Below are 19,179 nucleotides of genomic sequence, written 5' to 3' on the forward strand. Positions count from 1 at the left end.
TGCCGCCGTTAGCCAACTGGCTTTGTAGCCTTCATCATGGTCATGGCCCCGGCAATCATGCTACCCATATCACCCATGTTGGCGGGCAATATCAAGGTGTTGTTCTTCTGAGCCACTTCTTTGAACGCGTCGACATAGCGTTCGGCCACGCTCAGGTTAACGGCGTCCATGCCGCCAGGTGTCTGGGTAGCCCGTGCGACGCGTTCCAGGGACTCTGCCGTGGCCTGTGCGATGGTCAACAACGCCTGGGCTTCACCCTGGGCGTAGTTGATCATGGATTGCTGCTCGCCCTCAGACTTGAGAATGGCTGCCTGACGATTACCCTGAGCAATATTGATGTCTTCCTGCTTTTTGCCCTCAGACTCGGTCACCAGCGCGCGCTTGGTACGTTCAGCGGTAATTTGCAATTGCATGGCGCGAAGGATTTCTTCTGGAGGGGTCAGATCGCTGATCTCATAGCGCAGTACCTTGACGCCCCAGTTGGTGGCCGCTTCGTCCAGCGCCTTTACCACAGCCAGGTTGATCAGGTCGCGTTTTTCAAAGGTTTCGTCCATTTCCAGTTTACCGATGACAGAACGCAAAGACGTTTGTGCCAGATTGGAAATTGCCAGCACGTAGTTGGTGGACCCATACGAAGCCTGACGGGGATCGGTGACCTGGTAGTAAAGCACCCCATCCACCTTTAATTGGGTGTTGTCTTTGGTGATGCAAACCTGGCTAGCGACATCAAGCACCATTTCTTTCAGTGAATGGCGATACGCCACTTTTTCAAGAAAAGGAACCGTAAAGCCCAAACCCGGTGAGAGCGTACGATCGAATTTACCCAGACGTTCAACAACAAAAGCATGCTGCTGCGGCACAATCTGAATGGTGGATTTGATAATGACAAACACGACCAATGCCGCGATTATCCAAAAAGACAACGTCACTAAATTACCGTCCATGGGGAATCCTGTAGAAAAAAAAAGATGAAAGCATTTGAGGATTCAAATACCTAGTTTTGGGTGCCTGGTGAGGGATACCGGCCTGGGCGCAAGATTAGCGTCAGGCCTTGTACTTCGTGAATGTAGTGTTGGCCGGGCTGCATAGGTTGGTTGGTGTCTATGCGTGCGCTCCAGTTGGCACCTCGATAAAACACCTGGGCCTGACCGTTTTCATCCCAAACTTCCACGATTACGCTTTGCCCTATGTCTTGCACCACATTAGGGTTCGATTGCGTCGCCACGTAGCCTTTAGACTTACGATAATGATGCAGCACCACCAGCCCAATTAGCGCTATAACCAAGCCGCTGGCAATTTGCCATACCAGCGACAACCCCGCATACGCCGCCGTACCAGATGCCAGCAAGCCCAGGGCCACCAGTAGCAAATAAAACGTGCCTGTAGCCATCTCCAGCAGCAGAAACAGCGCAGCTACGCCAAACCAAACCCACATGCCATATTCCTTATAAAGTGCCCCTATTTTGGCACGTTAAGCTGTTTGTAAGAAAACCAATCACCGGTTCACACAATTAAGAGGGCTAAGGGGGCCCCGTGAACACAACAAGTACCTTGTCTTTAGCCTCGCCAGCCTGCCGTGCGTGGCGACGAAAACTGGATATGCACGTCGCCCTGAACAGCTTGTCGCTGCAGTCATTGCTTTGCCAGCCGCCCAAGTGGCTATTGTCAATAATGATATCGGCGAGTACGGACACTACCACGCACCCCGCTGCTCTGGCACATATTTGACCAGCAGCAGCCCCACCACTCTGATCGCGGCAAGAATGCCATAAACCCAGGCGAGTATTTCGCCCATATTGCTCTGATGCGCCAGGATAGCCGCCACGATCGATATTGTGGCAATGGCGCCAATTTGCAGCGACAATGTTCGCAGTGCCGCCAGCATGGAAGACGATTCTGGCGCAAGCTGCAGCCCGGCATTACGCATGGATGGGTTAATGGTGCCGTTTCCGGCCCCAACCAGAAACGCCGCAAAAGCAAGCCAGGCATAAGGCGAAGTCCCTGCCATGGGTGGCATTGCAAGCAGGATCAGCCCGACTATCGTGACTACACTGCCGACATACAGTGGAAGACGATAGCCAGTACGACGCAGCAGCATGACGGCGGTTAGCGAACAGATCATGGCGGCCGCCCCCTGTGCTGTAAGCAGCGTGCCCGACCCCACCGCACTGATGTCGTAGCGGTTGATGGCATAAAGCGGCACCAGTGCCATGGCGCCAATACTAAACCCACTAAAAATCATGTTGACCAGGTTTACGACACCAAAGTCTGGGCCGTAGATAAACCGTGGGTGAATAAACGGTGCGTCGCTATGCCGGATGTGCCGAAAAAACAGCACAAGGCACACGATGGCCAAGAGAAATAGTGCCACGAACAGGAGCAGCTTGCTTCCCAACCCCTGTTCACCAAGTACTGTGGCTGCGAGCATACCGGCGAGAAGCGCAGAGCCGAGCAATGCGATGCCCTTGGTATCCATTTTTTTGACGGGAGCATCACTTGATGGATGATCATGCGGTATGAAGTGCCAAGCAAGCAGAAAAATAGCCAGCCCGATCGGTACATTCACAAAAAACACATAGCGCCAAGAGGCATAGGTGACAAAATACCCGCCAAAGACAGGGCCTATCATGGCTCCTACAGGGAAGATGCTGCCGAACAAGCTCACATAGCGATCACGTGTCGGACCAAAATGATCCACGATAATGCCTGTGGCGGTAGGCGTAAAACCAGCACCCCCCGCTGCCTGCAACGCCCGCAGGACAATCAGCACGTAAATATTGTCGGCCATCCCGCAGCCAAATGAGGCCAGCGTAAACGCCACCGATGAAATGATGAAAATGCGACGTCTGCCATAGCGTTCGGCAAGCTTGCCGCTAATGGGCAGCATCAGCACAAAGCCGAATGAGTAAGCCGTAATGGTCCAGCCAGCCAAGTTGATGGACGTGTCCAGCCCTTGCTGTATGGCATGCAGCGCCGTGGCCACAATGGTCGAATCGATGGACATCATGAGCAGTGCCATCGCAATGACGGAAAAGATGGCGTTTCGACGAGCTGGTGTGCTGACAGTGTCAGTCATGCGGAGGTTACCAAGGCTGCGACCCAGGAGAGTGAATGTTATGCGCGCAGGGCACAGTTAGACTTTTCAACAGTGCAGCCATGGTGCCTCTGAGGCCAGAGAAGAACGGTGCAACGGTTAAGCCAATCTTCATTCTACGCGCGCTGAAGTACATGGACTTAAACAGCCACTTCAGCTGTATGATGGACTAAAGAGGGAAACCTCAAAACCTCCATGACATGAGTGCCGTCTGCGACGCTTTATTACCCCAGGAGACCCTATGGACGCACTTGAATTAGCCGTGCCACCGCCAGTCGTCATGATCGTAGTCGGCGTACTGATGTGGCTGTTGTATTTTTTATTTCCTGCGTTTACGCTGCCTTCGATCAGCCATATTTGGATAACCATTATTTTCGTTCTGGCTGGATTGGTTATCGGTATGTTAGGCATTATCAACTTCAACCGCGCGGGAACAACCAGCAACCCCGGAAAGACTGCGCAGGTTTCGGCACTGGTCACATCAGGCATATATCGCTTTACGCGCAACCCTATGTATATAGGGGTGCTTCTGCTATTAATAGGCTGGGGCGTATACCTTGGAAACATACTGGCGCTGATATGCGCCTTTATATTCGTGCTTTACATTAACCGCTACCAGATCCGACCTGAAGAGCGGCTGCTGGAGCGCAAATTCGGCGATGAGTATGTTTCTTATAAGGCGAAAGTGCGGCGGTGGATATAGCACCTTATGCCATCGCAGGCCAAGTACCGACGTCATGTGAAGCTTGCGAGTAGCCTGGCAATGGGAGTAAAAAGAATTGTGCACAGACGCTTGGCGACACTCGGCTTATCAAGCAAACCTGGGCTGCAGATAGCCTCACGATTACATGCCTGTACATGCAGAAAATAGCTCGAGAGCGTCTACGGGCTACTCTTTGATCAGCGCGTAGTTCGCAAAAGCGAACCCAACTGATTCCAGCAACGTGTTGGAGGCATTATGGCAGCGATCAGTGGGGTTTCTGGCGAACAATTAAGTTTGATTCGGTGGCATTATTTTTTGTATGTTGCCGCAGCGCTGGTTGTAATGGTTGCTGCCATTCTCTACGGTAATTTCTGGTTTCTTGACTGGGTTCACGTAATGAGCGGCGTGTTGTGGACAGGCATTGACCTTTTCATGGGTTTTGTCGTCGGCCCCATCCTCCGCAGTGTCTCCCCGCCAGTACGCATAGAATTCATCACACGGCTAACGCCCGTAACACTGTTTCTTTTGCCAACGCTGTCCGTGCTTACCGGTACAACAGGCTGGTTTGTCGCCGTTCAGGGCGGCTTCACGCAATTGCCCTGGCCCCAGTTTGGCTGGATCGCTGCTGCTTTGATTCTGGTTACGCTCATGACAATACAAGGCATTGGCTACCTTCTGCCAACCAGCTTGCGTGTGTGCTTTGAATTGCAAAAGCCCCAACCCGATGGCGAAAAAATCAGGCACATGATGAGCCGCTTTTACTACGTGGTAGCAAGCCAGGGCGCAATGCAGGTAATTATTATTGTTGTTATGGCGAAGCTGGCCACTGGCGTATAACGAAAACCGGATAATCTCCCGGGGCACACGCGCCACCGCCGACCTTACACAAAGCGGCATTGACGTATTGGATGCCGCGCTTCTGACCGTGCCAGACTGGGCCGCTTCAAACAGGTACACTGGCCGGCCATTTCAAGGGAAACAACTATGACGACGCCACAATGGGGTTATGAACGGGCAGACTGTATCGGCGAACATGCCCTCGCCCTCTTCCTGGATGACATGGAGCGTGTTGTTGATCACTACGCCACCCTGGATGGTGAGCAGATTGAAACCCGCGTCTTTCAGGCACAGGCGGCTGCGAACAAGCTGCTAAAAGCCTACGCAAACAATGCCCGCAAAACCACTGCCTTCGACGGGCAGTTTATTGACATCAAAGCCTTTTCCGACCCATCCGGAAAAACGCAATTTGTGCCTATATTTTCTACCGGCCTGAAACAGAAATTGATGGCGCTGCTGCAGCGCAGCGATCAGACTACCCGGCATTGAGTGCTTCGCTGTCGAGCTTCTACTGCATGCTCATCGGCGGCCATGGGGTGTTTGCAGTATTTTTCCGTGATGTGCTACCGAAACGATAATAACGACTCAAGAAGCCAGAAACATAACCTGCTCGGGGGGTATAAACAGCATTACTTTATCTCCCGAGCGAAAATCAGTTCTACCGCGAATATGCTTTACATCCACAAACAGCGTAAAGCCTTGAACGTTGATGCTATAACGCGTGGCACTGCCCAAAAATTCTCCTGATACGACCTCACCGTCAACCACGTGCTGGCGTGGTGCGTCGATGACATCTATCCCTTGCGGCCGAATAACAAGGTTGCCACGACCCTCGCGAACATCTTCGGCCAGAGGCAATCGTAGGCCCTCCCCGTCAGCAACAAACATTAGCCCACCCGCTGAACGTTCTGTTCGCCCTGGAATAATGTTGGCCGTGCCGAGAAACCGCGCGACAAACTCGTTGGCCGGGTTATCGTAGATCTCTGCAGGACGGCCTATCTGCTGGATGACACCATCGGCGATCACGGCGATGCGATCACAAATGGAATTGGCCTCTTCCTGATCATGCGTGACAAATATGGTGGTGATCCCAAGCCGACGTTGCAACTGAAGGATTTCCTGGCGCATCTGCACCCGCAAGCCGGCATCAAGATTGGACAGCGGTTCATCAAGCAGCAGAACACGCGGTTCAACGGCCAGGGTACGAGCAAGCGCAATGCGTTGCTGTTGCCCGCCTGAGAGCTGTGAGGGATATCGGGCCGCATATTCACCCATGCCGACAAGTTCCAGGGCAGCTGCCACACGTATCTTGATTTCGGCGCGCGGCACGTGCCGTTCCTCAAGCCCGTAGGCCACGTTTTTGGCTACGCTCATGTGAGGCCATAAGGCATAGCTTTGAAACACCATACCTACGTCTCGCTGCCAGGGCCTGCGCTCGCCGATGTCTTCGCCGTCTAAAAGAATGCGCCCTTCAGGCGTTGGTCCAAAACCAGCAATCGCTCTGAGCAAGGTAGACTTACCGGAGCCTGACGGCCCCAAAAAAGCAAAGAACTCTCCGGGTTCAATAGATAAATTAATACCTTTGAGCACCTGGGTCGCACCAAAGGACAGGAATAGGTTTTCAATATCGATGCGAACGGGAGCGATATGCAGCGTGGCCTGCTTCGACGTGTTCTGGCGAACATCTTCGGCCTGTGTGCTCACCGCTGCTGCAAAAAGTGCGTCTCTCATATCAAAGGCCTCAAAAGCATAGACTTACGCCATCCTGTGCCGGGCGCCAGCAACCAGCATATGCGACAAGAACGTTGCTATCCCAACGATAATCACGGCGATAATGCCGAGCGCAGCACCAGCACCTCGGCCCGATACGGTCTGCATGAATAAGTAAATTCCGTAGGAAATTGGCGCGTCAGATTCTCGAGAGACCAACATAAGCGTTGCCGACAGTTCAACAGCCGCCGTAGCGAAGCTGGTAATGAATGCCGCGACCAACCCTCCAGACATTAAAGGCACAACAATACGCCTGATCGTCGTGAGCGTTCCTGCGCCGCTATTTTGCGAAGCCTCTTCCAGAGACAACGGCACCTGCTGCAAACCGGCCACGCAGGCGCGAAGTGCATACGGCAATCGGCGCACAGCAAGCGCAATCACAATCACCCCCCACCACGAGGCCACGGATTGATCCGAAAACGGCACATTAATATTATTGAAGGCCCTCAGGTATCCGATCCCTATGACGACCCCAGGAATCGCCAAGGCAGACATTGCCAGATAGTCTAACCATTTGCGTCCGGCAAGCGTTGTACGGTGCCCGATATAGGCAATGGCTGTCCCGATCAGCACATCAATCAAGCCAGCCAGTCCGGCATAAATAACGGTATTGGTAATAAAGCCCAAGGCAGTGGTGAACGCTTCGTGATAATGGTTCAACGTGAAAGCATTCGGAAGCACACTAAACGACCATATGGTTCCAAGCGATAGCAACAAAAGCCCCAAATGAGGTGCCAACACAATGGTAAGAATTAACAGAACCACCACATAGCACCCAGCCGCCTCAACAGGATGCAGATCACGTTTGGTAAGCCCTCCGCCGCCACGCTGCACGGTCGCGTAATCTTTGCCACGCATTCCTAAAAATGCGATCCACATGGCAAAAACGGAAAACGCCACCAATATGCAGGAAATGACATAACCCATGGGATCGGAAATGCCAATGGACGTGATCCTTAGATAAGCTTGGGTTGGAAGCATATTGCTGACGTCGAGTAGCAAAGGCGTGCCCAGATCATCAAACGCTTTCACAAACACCAACGAGGCGCCGGCAACAAAACCTGGCCGGGAAAGTGGAAAAACGATCTTACGAAACAGCCTGAACCCGCTAGACCCTAAAGACTGCGCCGCCTCCTCCATGGATCGGTCGATATTGCTTAGACTGGCTGACAGATTAATGAGAATGAACGGGAAATAATGGATGCTATCCACCAAGATAACGCCATTTAAGCCTTCCATAAATGGGATGGTAAAGCCAAAATACTGACGCAACAGCAGGTTAACGCTGCCGTTTGTGCCCAGCAGCAAGCGCATGGCCACAGCACCAATAAACGGAGGCATCAACAGCGGGATGAAGGACAGCGTCTGGATAACAATAGACCCAGAAAAATTAAAACGACTTGTAAAGTATGCCAGCGGCAAGGCAAATATGGAGGCAAAAAACACTGAGGCACACGCCACATACAGTGAGTTAACAAACGACTCCCGAAACAAGCTGTTTGCGAAAAAATCGTGAAAATTCAGCAGCGTAAATTCACCAGAGTGAGGGTTTTGAAACGCAACAAAAATCACCTTCACCACGGGGAAGACAAGAAACAGAATCAAAAAGGCGGCGATGACGCCATAGACTACATAAGGTTTTAATGAAGGTAGCCCAAATGCGCGCCGCATCACGCTGCTAGCCATCGCAGAATCACTCTCAGGTTATCTGAATATAATAAGGCGGCCTGCGCTCAGTAGGAGCACAAGCCGCCTGGTTGAGAAACATCACAGCATAGCCTTGGCTTTTTGAGCCAAATCTTTAGCTTTGCTGTAATTTTCAACGGACTTACCGTCCCAGTCTTTTTCTACCTCAGCCTGACGGCCTTCCACCTTATCTTCGGCCTTCTTGCGCTTTACCTTGAAGATGGCACTGAAGTCGGGCGCTGACGCCTGTTTTTCCGTAATAGGCACGTTGTAGACCAAGGCTTTGGCCTGGCTGATTAGTTTTTTAGCCTCATCGTTAGGCGATTTTTCAACTGCGGCTTCTGCTTCGTCAATTGCCTTAACTGCCGCCTGCAACTCAGAAAAACGATAGGTAATCATTACATCGTATAAAGAGTTGACGACGTTATAGCGCCCTTGCGATAAGTTTGAGTCAAAATGCACACCGGCCTTAATCTCGCCCTTAAACGGGTTGGGAATGCCTTCAGGGGCATTTTTATACGCGTCCTCGGCGACCGGTAGCCGCATCACTTTAGGGTTAAAGAGTAATTCCTGACCCTTCTCAGACAATACAAAATCGACGAATGTATGCGCTGCCTTAGCATGCGGGGCATTGGCTACGACGCCAATAGTCGCCGGCACCAGCGTTGTTCCCTCAGGATATTTGAATTTGACGGGGAAGCCTGCCGCTTTGGAGGTAAAGCCAAAATAGTCGATGACTATGCCTATACCAAACTCACCGCTATCAACGCCCTCAGGAACACCGAAACTGCGATTGGTAATTAGCTTTGCATTGCCGGCTATTTCTTTGACTGTTTCCCAACCCTTGTCCCAGCCCTGGCCTTGAAGAATCGTTTCGATTTCCAGGTGAGTCGTGCCCGAACGTGAAGGCGCAGAAATACCAAGATGCTGAAAATATATGGGCTTGGTGAGGTCTTCCCAGGTATTAGGGTCTGGCAGTTTGTAGGACGTCATGTAGCTTGTATTCCACATGAATCCATACCCTGAAAGGGCAAACCCAAGAAAATAGCCATCAGGATCATCAATCTGATAGCCATTTATTTCGGATGCTGTTTTCTTGGTGGCCGGTACATATTTTTCGAGCAGATTGTTCGCTTTCAACACTTCGAAAGCATCAGGCGAAGAGGCCCAGAATATATCTGTTTTGTTGTTGCCTGCAGTTTCCTGCAAATACTGTACGCCGGCCGACGTTCCTTTGTTGATGACATCAAGGTTTATATCAGGATGTTCTTTTTTGAAAGCCTGCTTGAACACGGCTGTCTGGTCAGCGGCGAACGATGTCACGATGACGAGATCGTTATCGGCAGCAACTGCGTCAGCTACTGTAAAACATATGCCGGCGGTGGCAACGGCAGCGAAGATACGCAGCCGACGTTTGTAAATCGAGGTCATTGGTAGTCCTCCTTCTTTGTTTACATTCTGCTGCGCTATCTCCGTATATATTTTTTTTGTCTTCTCCGCTTGTATTCTATTACCTGCGGGTATATTTGTTAAACCTTAATATTCGAAACTATATGTAACCGTATATCGGAGCATGTTCATTTGTGGAGAGTCTCGCAGAGCTAAGACAGCTCCTCCAACACCAAAATCCATGCAACCCACACACATCGCGGTAAGATGTTCTGTAATGATGGAGGCAATACCATGCGTATCCTGCTCACTGGTGGTACCGGCCTGATCGGTCGAGAACTTTGCAAGCGCTGGAGCGGCGAAGGGCATGAGCTTATCGTTTTAAGCCGCCAACCGCAGAACGTGCCTCAGCTTTGCAGCGGCGCTCGGGGTATTCAAAGCCTGGATCAGCTGAACGACACTGCTGCTTTAGACGCGGTAATCAATTTGGCGGGCGCGCCTATCGCTGATCGCCCGTGGACTAAGGCCCGGCGCGAGGTGCTCTGGAAAAGCCGGGTTGATCTCACCCAAAATCTGGTCAGTTGGTTAGCCAATCAAGCCATACGCCCATCTGTTCTGATCTCAGGCTCTGCCACCGGCATCTATGGCGATTGCGGTGACGCCGTACTCGACGAAAACAGCCCCACAGACACCGGCGATTTTGGCAGCAAACTATGTGTAGCCTGGGAAGAAGCAGCGCGTGACGCTGAAACCCTGGGCATTCGGGTGGTGCGGTTGCGCACTGCCCCTGTCCTGGCACCCAATGCCGGCATGCTGGCCAAGATGAAGCTTCCTTTTAGCTTAGGGCTGGGTGGGCGACTGGGTAATGGTCAGCAATGGATGCCGTGGATACACCTTGCCGATGAGGTGGGTTTAATCGATTTTCTTCTGCATTGCGACGTGTGCACCGGGGCCTGGAACGCCTGCGCACCCCAAACCGTGCGCAACGCCGAGTTTGTGCGTGCACTGGGGCTCGCCTTGCACAGACCCACGGTTTTGCCGGTTCCCGCTGCGCTCTTGCGCCTGGCCTTGGGTGAGATGTCAATATTGCTGTTGGGTGGCCAGCGCGTGCAGGCCCATTGCGCTCACGCGGCAAGCTATCGTTTTCAATTTGAACGACTGGACGAAGCCTTGATTGATGTGTTGTATTGAGCTGTGCCGCCCTTGCCTTGCCTTGCCTTGCCTTGCCTTGCCTTGCCTTGCCTTGCCTTGCCTTGCCTTGCCTTGCCTTGCAGTGTGCACCAAAAGGCAGAGTGCATGGTATTTCCGTTTCTCTGGCCTTTATCGTTCACTCGTTTGCTACGCATAAAGATGGCTAGTTATGGCCACATCAAACTACGTAAATTACAGGCTGAAGTGCATCAAACCATGTGGGCTCCTGCGATTAAATCTGACTGTAAAACGATGGAGAAACGACGCGAAATACTAAACTCAAAAAAAGGCTCGCGGAGACCCTCTCAACTGCAGCCCGCAGCACACATAAGCATCATTCACCATATTGAATCTAGGGTTTATGCCCGTTTCATTATTTCAGGCTGTAACTGAAAATTGATCAGAGAACTAAGAAAGGTCTGAGTAAGTCGATTTTCAGTTGAGTCCGTTGTCTTAACTGATTGATTTTATAGAATCTATTTTTTATCCGGAGCTTGCTCAGAGCCTTCTTAATGCCCGGAATGTGCCGCCTTCACAACTGATGCACTAACACCCGCGTATTGGCCTGTTGAGCACAATCTGAACTACCCAGTAACAGCAATCTTAAAACGCCGTGGGGTATCCAATGAGCTTAATCAAATCTGTCGCATTATCGGCCTGTCTGCTTTGGCCTGTTCTTGTGCCAGTCGCCGTTGCCCAAGATAGTGTGGCAGAGATTCTGGAAAAGGCACGCGCTGAAGCCAGAATTCATAACGAGTACAAGCTTGCCTTAAACGACCCCGATCCTGGTGTTCGGCTGGCCGTTTTCAATCAAATGCTGCAACAAGACGACCCCGGTCTTCATAAGTTGGCCATTGAAACTGGCTTAACCAGTGCCGATAGCATGATGCGCTCAACAGCTCTGAAAGGCGCCGTGCTGTCGCTAACGCAACTGCACATCAAACTGGCTGTCGATCCAAAATCATCTCCGCGACAACAAACTGAGGCGAAAAAATATCTTGAACAGTACGGTTCTGCAATAGCGCTAACCATGCAAAAAAAAGATGAGAAAGAAGGAGTGTTTACTGCCAGCTCATGGAGTGGCCAAGTCAACAACCTTCAGTTATTACTTCTATATAGCAATATCAACGCAGTGTTGACACTACAGGACGACAACTCCCTTAAAGGCACACTAAATCGAAGTAACATTCCATATATCGCATCGATCGATTTATTTTGAACCGAACTTAGCATCATTGTTGCCACAACACCTTCAATCGTCGCAGGCTGACAGCATCTGCTGTATCTGTTGTCGAGGCAATGCTTACTCGAATCATTTGTGCACGCCTGGGTGCAAAGTGAATGGTGGCCACACCATCTTGGTAAGCCGGCGCCACCGATATAACTGACGTCCAGGTACGCGTAACTGGGGTAGGTTTGATCAGTATCTCTACCCTGCCGGGTAATTCGTTACCAGGCAGCCCACGGCCATCCAGCACAATACCTGACACCACAGTGCTTTTTGCGCCGAGCGAAAAATCCAGCGTCAGCGGCCATTCATCCGGTGCGACACGCCACAGCCCATCATTACCCTGAGCGTACAGATTTTGTGCCCGAAACGCATCGTCTGTCGGCGGATTGCTCCAGGCTTTAATTTCTAGCATGGCGTTTGATTGTGCGCCGATCTCTTTCGCTTCGGCTGGCAGCTCAGTATTTGATTCTGCCTCGCGTGCCTGCGATGCATTGGCATTCCTCTCGCTCCGCGTTGCCGTTTCATTTCGCAGAAAGGCATCCACTTTAGACATGAGAAAGTCCTGCCGGACTACGGTTCCGACCCCCGACCGGGCATTGACAGACACCAACATGCCGATTACTGCACCGTCGATAAGCAGTTGGCTACCACTAAAACCTTTACGTATGACACTGCTGGAACGCGTAGGTTGAACACGCAGTAACTGGACGCCGTCGTTATCTACGATACTGACAGCCAATTGCCCTATCGTGCCATCACCGTTAACGTAGCGCAACACAGCGATTCCGTTGCGCTTCAGCTGTGAGTCTACCGCGCGGGCAATGCTGGACGCACTTAGACCACAGTCGGGCTCTGCTATGCCCTGTACGGGGGCTATGGCGACATCATCCGCCAGATCAGTGGCCGTGCCGGCCTCACCAAACAAGCGTTGCTTGCCCTCACGTCGCACGTTGTGTCTGCCTCCCTGCTCCACAGCAACGTGCATGGGCATTACCGCATAGCAGCGCCCTGCATAAGTGGTCAGAAATGATTGACCTGTTTCAAGCGCTGTCTGTCCGGCAGACAACACCACGGCCTGTTGCGAAAATGCGGACGACGTGAGCAGAGCCAAGCAAGCCAGCATCATCCTAATTAGCCAGAGCTTATTACGCATGCTTGTGTTTGACAGCATAAGCCCTATCCCTCTTCAGCGTCATCATCAGGCGCGTTCGCCACTGCCTTTTTGCGGCGACCCCAACACCAGCGTTTGACGTCAGGCATCGCCCGCAGAACATTCAGCAACGAACTGGCCAGTGTCAAAAACCCCGTCAACAACACCAAGGCTATAACCAGTGTGCTTTGATGTTTAACTTTGACCCACCAACTGGCCTGGAAACTGTATTTGCCCCCGCCATAACGCTCGATATCCACGCCCTCTGCGGGTGCAAACATTACAACATCCATGGTTTTGTACGCGCTGATATCAGGCTGCGCCGTGGTAAAGCGCACAAATCCCTTTGGCAACACAAGCGCACCATTTTTATCCCTGACACCGGCTAATACAACCTGGTCTCCAAGCATGAGCGTAGACTCCTCGGCCAAGGTTCTGCCTGCCAGCGCATCTTCAGATGCCGCAAAAACAGCCAACTGCCCACCTTGCAGCATTTTATTGACGCTCCACGCCACATCATGTCCTACCTTTGTATGCCCTGCAAATGGTAATACGGTCGTTGAGACTTGCCGCACTTCAGAGCGGGGTCGCCAGCTGACATTGACCTGTGAAGCCAACGGGCGTCGGACTGAATCGCTTTCATCAGTACTAACAAACCCAAGCGGTCCGCTATCACGTCGTAAAGCCATGTACACCACGCCGGAAGCTTGAGTGGATATTTTGACGTTTATCGGGTTTCCAACGTCAGCAGTTAAATCCAACAGCTGTTTGTTTGCCGTATCAGGCCATTTCAGCGCTTGCCAAGCCTGGCTGCCACAGGCATTTTCATGTGTCTCTGGGCCCTCTACCGCTTTTTGTCGACCAGGTAGTCGCTCACAGACAAGTGCCTGCCCAATGTCCCATTGGGTGCGGCCTACCAGTTTAATGTCAATAATCTCAGTCTGCGCAGTCAGGCTTAGCTGCCAGGAGGCATGTGCTCGCAAAATATTAAACAGCGCAATTACGACAACCAGTAACAAACCCAAGAACAAAAACACCTGAATCTTGGCCATAACCCAAGACGTCCTGTTTGCGCCGGCCTTATCCGCAGGTAAAACCGGCTCATCCATCATGGGGTGCCGCCATAAAGAACAGTTACAGAAGCCTTGGGCAATTCACGTCCGTAAATTTCGCGCTCTATGGTGACTTCAGCCGCGCCTTTTAAAGCAGCCGGCACGTCAACATTGCAGACGTAATCAAAGCTAGTGCGTCGCCCTTCAACGGGTACACAATCGACGGCATTCTGATCGGAAAATGATGCATACACATCGGTGGCATTGAACGAATTAATGTACAAACGCAGTTGATGCTGTTCAGCAGAATCAGAACGATGCACCACATAGGTATTGCCAGTGGGCGCATCACACGACCCGTTGGCAGCCTGGACGGCGACTTCTAAATTTGCGTATTTAGCGAGAAAAGGCAGTTGTAGAGATTTTTTATACGGTAGTAAAACAATATCACCAGGCTGCGTATCTGGCGGGAACACATACTGATTACTGGCCATGTATACGCCATCTCGCGTCAGAACGCTCAGACAGACTTCAGACGCGGCAGAATTCGCTTCGCTTATGATGGCTAGACTGCCCAGCGCCTTGCCATCTATCACGCTGTTATCAGAAACACCAACGATTACTGCGCCGCTCACCACAACATCCTGACTTATGGTTTCGTTAAAAACCCCTTTAAGTGTAGCCATTTTTGGCGGAGCCGCGATTGCCACACTGCTGGCAGCCGATGCAACGGCAAGCAACACCCGCGCAAGCACATGCCACCGCATACTTGGACCTGGTTCAGGCAGAAAGAGCTTCGGCATGCTTGCTCCTTACAGCAATGCAGGGCAAGTACCCTGCATTTGCTCGAGGTTTACGTGCTTTGTGTCAGACTATTTACGCCAATACTCGTTAGCGGCGGCAATGGTCTGGAAATGCGTAGCCACAACATGAGAGACGGCGATCAGGCTGTTGGCATCATGAGCATAACTCGGGCGTAGTGCTTTGCGAACAGCTGGGTCAGTTTGGGTGGTTGCCACACCCTTTTGCGACAACTTTACCGCAAGGGCGAAGCCTGCTTCAGGTGTTTCTGTAATAAGCGTGGCCAAGCCTGCTTTTTGCATTTCAGGCTTGTCTTGGGCAGAGGCAATACTGATATAGCCTATGGCCAAGGTCACTGCCAACAACGACGTAAAGAGAAATCGCTTTGGCATCCATGTACATCGCCGATATACGGTCGTATTCATTTTGTCATCCCCCTAAAAAGTACTGTTTATTGCACAGAATTTTATGGCGTCTTGAAAAAGGCCACGGCGTAAAAAGCAAACTTCATCAACCCCATGCTAGCGGGAGGTGCTCCACACCGTCAACAGGGGTATTAGGGCGTACCAGTTTCGCGAAAATGCCCACCTAGCCGCGATTGATCTCGCTGTGCTGAAGTAGTCAGCACCACCATGACTGGTTCTACTCTGCGGTAGTGACCGCTACGGACGCAGCGTGCGTTGACACGGCATCGTCAGCCGCCCCACCAATCAATGGCAATAAGCGGGACAATACGTTTACCTGACTCATTTGGCTTACTGTGGCCACATCGGTACAAAACAAACTCTCGTTACCTACGACTACTGCCAGCGCCTGGGCACGCGAAATGGCAACATTGATGCGGTGTATATCAAAGAGAAAATCAATGCCGCGCGGCGACTCTGACGCATCGCTGGTACACAGGCTAAAAAAGACGACAGGTGCTTCTTGCCCCTGAAACTTGTCGACACTACCTACACGGGCCTGCGGCCCAAGCGCTTGCTGTAGTTTATTAACCTGGTGGTTATAAGGTGCGACAAAAAGCATGTCATCCCATGTAATGGGCCGCGTGCTGCCGTCCTTGGCAATAAACTGTCGCTGCAGACACTGCGCAGCAAGCTTGGCAATAACTTCAACCTCTTCATCGCTGGCCTGCGTGTTTCCCTGATGTGCCATGGGCACAAAGACCACACCCGCGCTCTTGTCTAGATTACCTTCATAGCCTTCTGGCACAATAACTTGCTGTCGGTCGTTATTGGCGTCAGCCTTTAACTGGCCCTGGTAAATGGCGTGGCTAATATAGTGGTTAACGGCAGAATGCATACGAAACGTCGTATCAAGAAACACGCCCATGTGCTCGGGAATAATCGGTGAATCATGCAGCAAATAATCGAGTATCGACAAACCACTGTCTGCCGGGTGTGAACCCTGCGACGGTTGCCCCAACTGCATTTGATCGCCCATTAACACAAGGTTTTTTGTGGCCCGGCTCATGCCCAACAGGTTGGCCACCGATACCTGCCCGGCCTCATCGATAAACAGATAATCGAGCTGGTCCACCATCTCGTCGCGGCAAAAACCCCAGGCTGTGGTTCCAATGACGCAGCCGGGTTCCACGCATGATGCGATGGCTTCGTTCTTGGTCACTACAATGCCATTGCCCGTGACCTCAGGCCCGGTGTCTTTGGTGCAATAACACTGCACGGCAATCGCTTCCGTACGACAGTACTCGGCGACACCCACCAACAGGTTGTTGATTGCCTTGTGGCTATTGCTGCTAATACCGATACGCTTACCTTGCTTTACCAGGTGAGCAATAATGTGTTTACCTGTGTAGGTTTTACCCGACCCCGGTGGGCCTTGCAGGGTAAGGTAGCTGCCGTCCAGGCGCTCAACGGCGCTAATCACCTGGGCCAATCGTTCGCCAGGCTCAGACGCCGCGACTATCGGGCCGCCATCATGCAACGAGATACGCGGCGGATCACGCCGTAAAAAAGCAAGAATGGCGGCGTCGCCCAAAACACCCTCCTCATAGCGCTTGACCATATCGTCAATTGCCTTCTGGATGGCTCCGGGGTTCACGTACTCATCGGGTATCAGCGAGATCAGGTCACCCGGATCATTGGCAGACTGCACCACACACAAGCCTTCTTTCAGGTTGGACATGTCCGCCAGGAACGTGACCTTGCGCAACGGCTCTTCCAATAGATACATGGACGACTGACGTGGCGTCTTGAATTCTTGATTGGGGTTGAAGCGGTATTCGTAGGCCAGATTTCTGGCTCTGGTAGTGGGCTTGAACGCTTCTCGCCCAGTACGGCGGCAGTTGGCAAGACAATCAATATCGTCTTCAAGCTCGTCATGACTCAAGCCCAGGCGATCAAACAAGCGCCAAAAAGTGGGCTTGCTTTCACGACGATGAAACTCAAGCATCCACGCCAGGTTCTCGGTAATACGCGCCTGATCTTCAGGTTCTGTCTCGGCTCGCGCTAATAAACGGTCACGGCGTTGGGTGCGTTCCGTGATTTCGTCGCTGGTTGGTGGTTCTATCAGCTCGAGCTGGCCGCTGTAAACAAGGCCATGAACGTGCTGCTGCTCACGCAACCAGATGGTAAGTTCTTGCGTTGAGTTGCAGTCATCAATGTTGTAGTCGCGAATGTCTTTCAAGATGGCCGACGTTTGCCAGGTATTGCCTTCTTGCCCTTGCTGGTGCAGGTTGCGCCACTGCTCGTAAACAACGACTGAGTCTCCGCCGCTACCCACCGCTGTGTCGCGTTTGCCGCGATATAAGTGCTCAATATTCTTGATCGAATACTTGGGTTCACCAACGCGAAGGCCGCCCTTCACGATTTTGTACAAATCTATAAATACATTGTTGCGCAACAGCTGATCAACCTCGTGCTCACCAATGCCGTAACGCCCCATCAACCGCCGGCACGCGGCGATCTCATAGTTGGCGTAGTGGTAAATGTGCATGGTCGGGTCACGTAGCCAGCGCTCATACACCCAGTGGATAAAATCACTGAATGCCTGTTTTTCTTGCTCGCGGTCATGTGCCCAGAAATCCTTGAACTGGCGTTGACCGGCGTCATCCAGGTAGGTGCAGCCCCATAAATACTCAAGCCCGCCCTCATCCAGCGGAAACCCTTCAATATCGAAAAACACATCCAGATCAGAATGCGGGGGCAACAGCACAAGCCCTGCTTCAGGTTGTTCAGGGTCTGGCGGCAGCACTTCAAACAACGGCTTTTCTTGGCCTTGGCTGGCTAACTGAATAGCCGCCTGCGCCTTGAGTTTTGCCATGGTTTCGCTGCTGACACCGCGCACATGCTCAGCCTTTGCGTCAATGAGTTGCCGGCATGTAGAAATACCTGCCCGGTTTAGTTTTTTGACCTGAGAGCGCGAAATATTGGCTACAAGTGAAAGGTGGTCTTTATCTTGCAGTAACTGCGCGGCGTATTCAGACCATCGGCCATGGCTTTTTGAATCAGCCGGGTCAGGCATGGCTGTGGAATCAAAAGCTTCTTGCTCCGCCAGAAAGCGGGCCTTTAGGGCCAGGTAATAGTAGAAGTAGTTTTCGGTCTTCAGGCGCATGCATTCTTGATTACCCAGAGCAACCACAATGTGGTCGGCACGCCGCCCTTGCAAGGCCTGGAGCATTTCTACATAACAGCAAAGCTGAACTACAAAATACGGCTTAACCGAGGACGCCAGCTTGGTGTCCCACACTTCGTAATGGTAATCGCCTAACGTGCTGGCGCCAGCCACCTTAACCAGAAAATCGGCATGGCCTCTAAACGGCGGCAACTGCAATACAGCCTGATAGATAACATCAGCGCCAGACTGCATGGCTTCATGGGTTGCCTGCAGTTTTACAGCGATATTTTTGTTGGCACCGTCGCCCACACTACCTATATCAACAACCCGGAGGCCTTGGGCCTGAAACTGGCCCAACAGCCCACTTTCATGAACCAGCCCTTTTTCAGCCAGCATGGTATTCAGGGCATCATCCTCATCCCGCTGTGGTGCATCTTGCGGACACTCCAGTGCCCATCGCGTCATCCACGAGGCGAATGGGCTAGCCATGAAGGTGGTCAAATCGCTTGGGGAGAAAACGAGGTCTTGCTGGTTTCTATACATATATGGCACATACCGCTACGCGTATGTGGAAGACAGTCAGGAGCGAATGCCTTACCGACACTTCAATTGGGAGGCATGCCCGAGAAAAATGAGCGTCACCTTGTCACTTTGGTCGGTGATACAGACGAAAACACCAACGATGGGAGCGATCAATAC

At 52.0% G+C, this 19,179-nt stretch carries 16 protein-coding genes; 5 read left to right on the forward strand and 11 right to left on the reverse strand.

What is annotated here, in order from left to right; all coding sequences use genetic code 11:
• Positions 1-8: 8 nt before the first annotated feature.
• From FQ179_RS06615 to FQ179_RS06625, 3 genes are all read right to left on the reverse strand, one after another.
• A complete protein-coding gene (locus tag FQ179_RS06615) occupies positions 9-944 on the reverse strand; it encodes an SPFH domain-containing protein (protein ID WP_149396425.1) in 936 nt (311 codons plus the stop codon).
• A 50-nt stretch (positions 945-994) separates the two neighbouring features.
• The gene (locus tag FQ179_RS06620) at positions 995-1,435 is read right to left on the reverse strand and encodes an NfeD family protein (protein WP_149396426.1); all 441 of its coding nucleotides are present in this window, start codon (positions 1,433-1,435) and stop codon (positions 995-997) included.
• A 258-nt stretch (positions 1,436-1,693) separates the two neighbouring features.
• Positions 1,694-3,076 (reverse strand): MFS transporter, encoded by a 1,383-nt coding sequence (locus FQ179_RS06625; protein WP_149396427.1) that lies wholly within the window; start codon positions 3,074-3,076, stop codon positions 1,694-1,696.
• Positions 3,077-3,335: 259 nt separating this feature from the next.
• Between FQ179_RS06625 and FQ179_RS06630 the strand changes: the two genes are divergently transcribed.
• The 3 genes from FQ179_RS06630 (at position 3,336) to FQ179_RS06640 (ending at position 5,123) form a co-directional block, all read left to right on the forward strand.
• A complete protein-coding gene (locus FQ179_RS06630) occupies positions 3,336-3,797 on the forward strand; it encodes an isoprenylcysteine carboxylmethyltransferase family protein (protein WP_149396428.1) in 462 nt (153 codons plus the stop codon).
• A gap of 255 nt (positions 3,798-4,052) precedes the next feature.
• Positions 4,053-4,634, forward strand: coding sequence for a hypothetical protein (locus tag FQ179_RS06635; protein WP_149396429.1), 582 nt, complete (start codon positions 4,053-4,055; stop codon positions 4,632-4,634).
• 147 nt (positions 4,635-4,781) lie between these two features.
• Positions 4,782-5,123 carry a hypothetical protein gene (locus tag FQ179_RS06640; protein WP_149396430.1) on the forward strand — a complete coding sequence of 114 codons (342 nt, stop codon included), beginning with the start codon at positions 4,782-4,784 and terminating at the stop codon, positions 5,121-5,123.
• A 96-nt stretch (positions 5,124-5,219) separates the two neighbouring features.
• Here FQ179_RS06640 and FQ179_RS06645 read toward each other — a convergent pair whose 3' ends face one another.
• The 3 genes from FQ179_RS06645 to FQ179_RS06655 form a co-directional block, all read right to left on the reverse strand.
• Entirely contained in the window at positions 5,220-6,281 is a 1,062-nt protein-coding gene (locus FQ179_RS06645; RefSeq protein WP_223146225.1) for an ABC transporter ATP-binding protein, read from the reverse strand.
• Positions 6,282-6,389: 108 nt separating this feature from the next.
• A complete protein-coding gene (locus FQ179_RS06650) occupies positions 6,390-8,090 on the reverse strand; it encodes an iron ABC transporter permease (protein ID WP_149396432.1) in 1,701 nt (566 codons plus the stop codon).
• Between the two features lie 81 nt (positions 8,091-8,171).
• Positions 8,172-9,521: an ABC transporter substrate-binding protein gene (locus tag FQ179_RS06655; protein WP_149396433.1), complete on the reverse strand. Its 1,350-nt coding sequence runs from the start codon at positions 9,519-9,521 to the stop codon at positions 8,172-8,174.
• 252 nt (positions 9,522-9,773) lie between these two features.
• Here FQ179_RS06655 and FQ179_RS06660 point away from each other — a divergent pair, with 252 nt between their 5' ends.
• Together FQ179_RS06660 and FQ179_RS06665 are read left to right on the forward strand one after the other, a co-directional pair.
• Entirely contained in the window at positions 9,774-10,670 is an 897-nt protein-coding gene (locus FQ179_RS06660; RefSeq protein ID WP_149396434.1) for a TIGR01777 family oxidoreductase, read from the forward strand.
• Between the two features lie 625 nt (positions 10,671-11,295).
• The gene (locus tag FQ179_RS06665) at positions 11,296-11,889 is read left to right on the forward strand and encodes a hypothetical protein (protein WP_149396435.1); all 594 of its coding nucleotides are present in this window, start codon (positions 11,296-11,298) and stop codon (positions 11,887-11,889) included.
• 13 nt (positions 11,890-11,902) lie between these two features.
• On the opposite strand, the gene FQ179_RS06670 is transcribed toward FQ179_RS06665, so the two are convergent.
• The 5 genes from FQ179_RS06670 to FQ179_RS06690 form a co-directional block, all read right to left on the reverse strand.
• Entirely contained in the window at positions 11,903-13,072 is a 1,170-nt protein-coding gene (locus FQ179_RS06670; protein ID WP_149396436.1) for a hypothetical protein, read from the reverse strand.
• Between the two features lie 5 nt (positions 13,073-13,077).
• A complete protein-coding gene (locus FQ179_RS06675) occupies positions 13,078-14,103 on the reverse strand; it encodes a hypothetical protein (RefSeq protein ID WP_149396437.1) in 1,026 nt (341 codons plus the stop codon).
• 56 nt (positions 14,104-14,159) lie between these two features.
• Positions 14,160-14,906 carry a hypothetical protein gene (locus FQ179_RS06680; RefSeq protein ID WP_149396438.1) on the reverse strand — a complete coding sequence of 249 codons (747 nt, stop codon included), beginning with the start codon at positions 14,904-14,906 and terminating at the stop codon, positions 14,160-14,162.
• 69 nt (positions 14,907-14,975) lie between these two features.
• Positions 14,976-15,329: a hexameric tyrosine-coordinated heme protein gene (locus FQ179_RS06685; RefSeq protein ID WP_255474856.1), complete on the reverse strand. Its 354-nt coding sequence runs from the start codon at positions 15,327-15,329 to the stop codon at positions 14,976-14,978.
• 217 nt (positions 15,330-15,546) lie between these two features.
• A complete protein-coding gene (locus FQ179_RS06690; protein WP_223146202.1) occupies positions 15,547-18,969 on the reverse strand; it encodes a TM0106 family RecB-like putative nuclease in 3,423 nt (1,140 codons plus the stop codon).
• Positions 18,970-19,179 lie beyond the last annotated feature (210 nt).

Origin of the sequence: Pusillimonas sp. ANT_WB101 (assembly GCF_008369125.1) — a bacterium.
GTDB lineage: Bacteria > Pseudomonadota > Gammaproteobacteria > Burkholderiales > Burkholderiaceae_B > Allopusillimonas.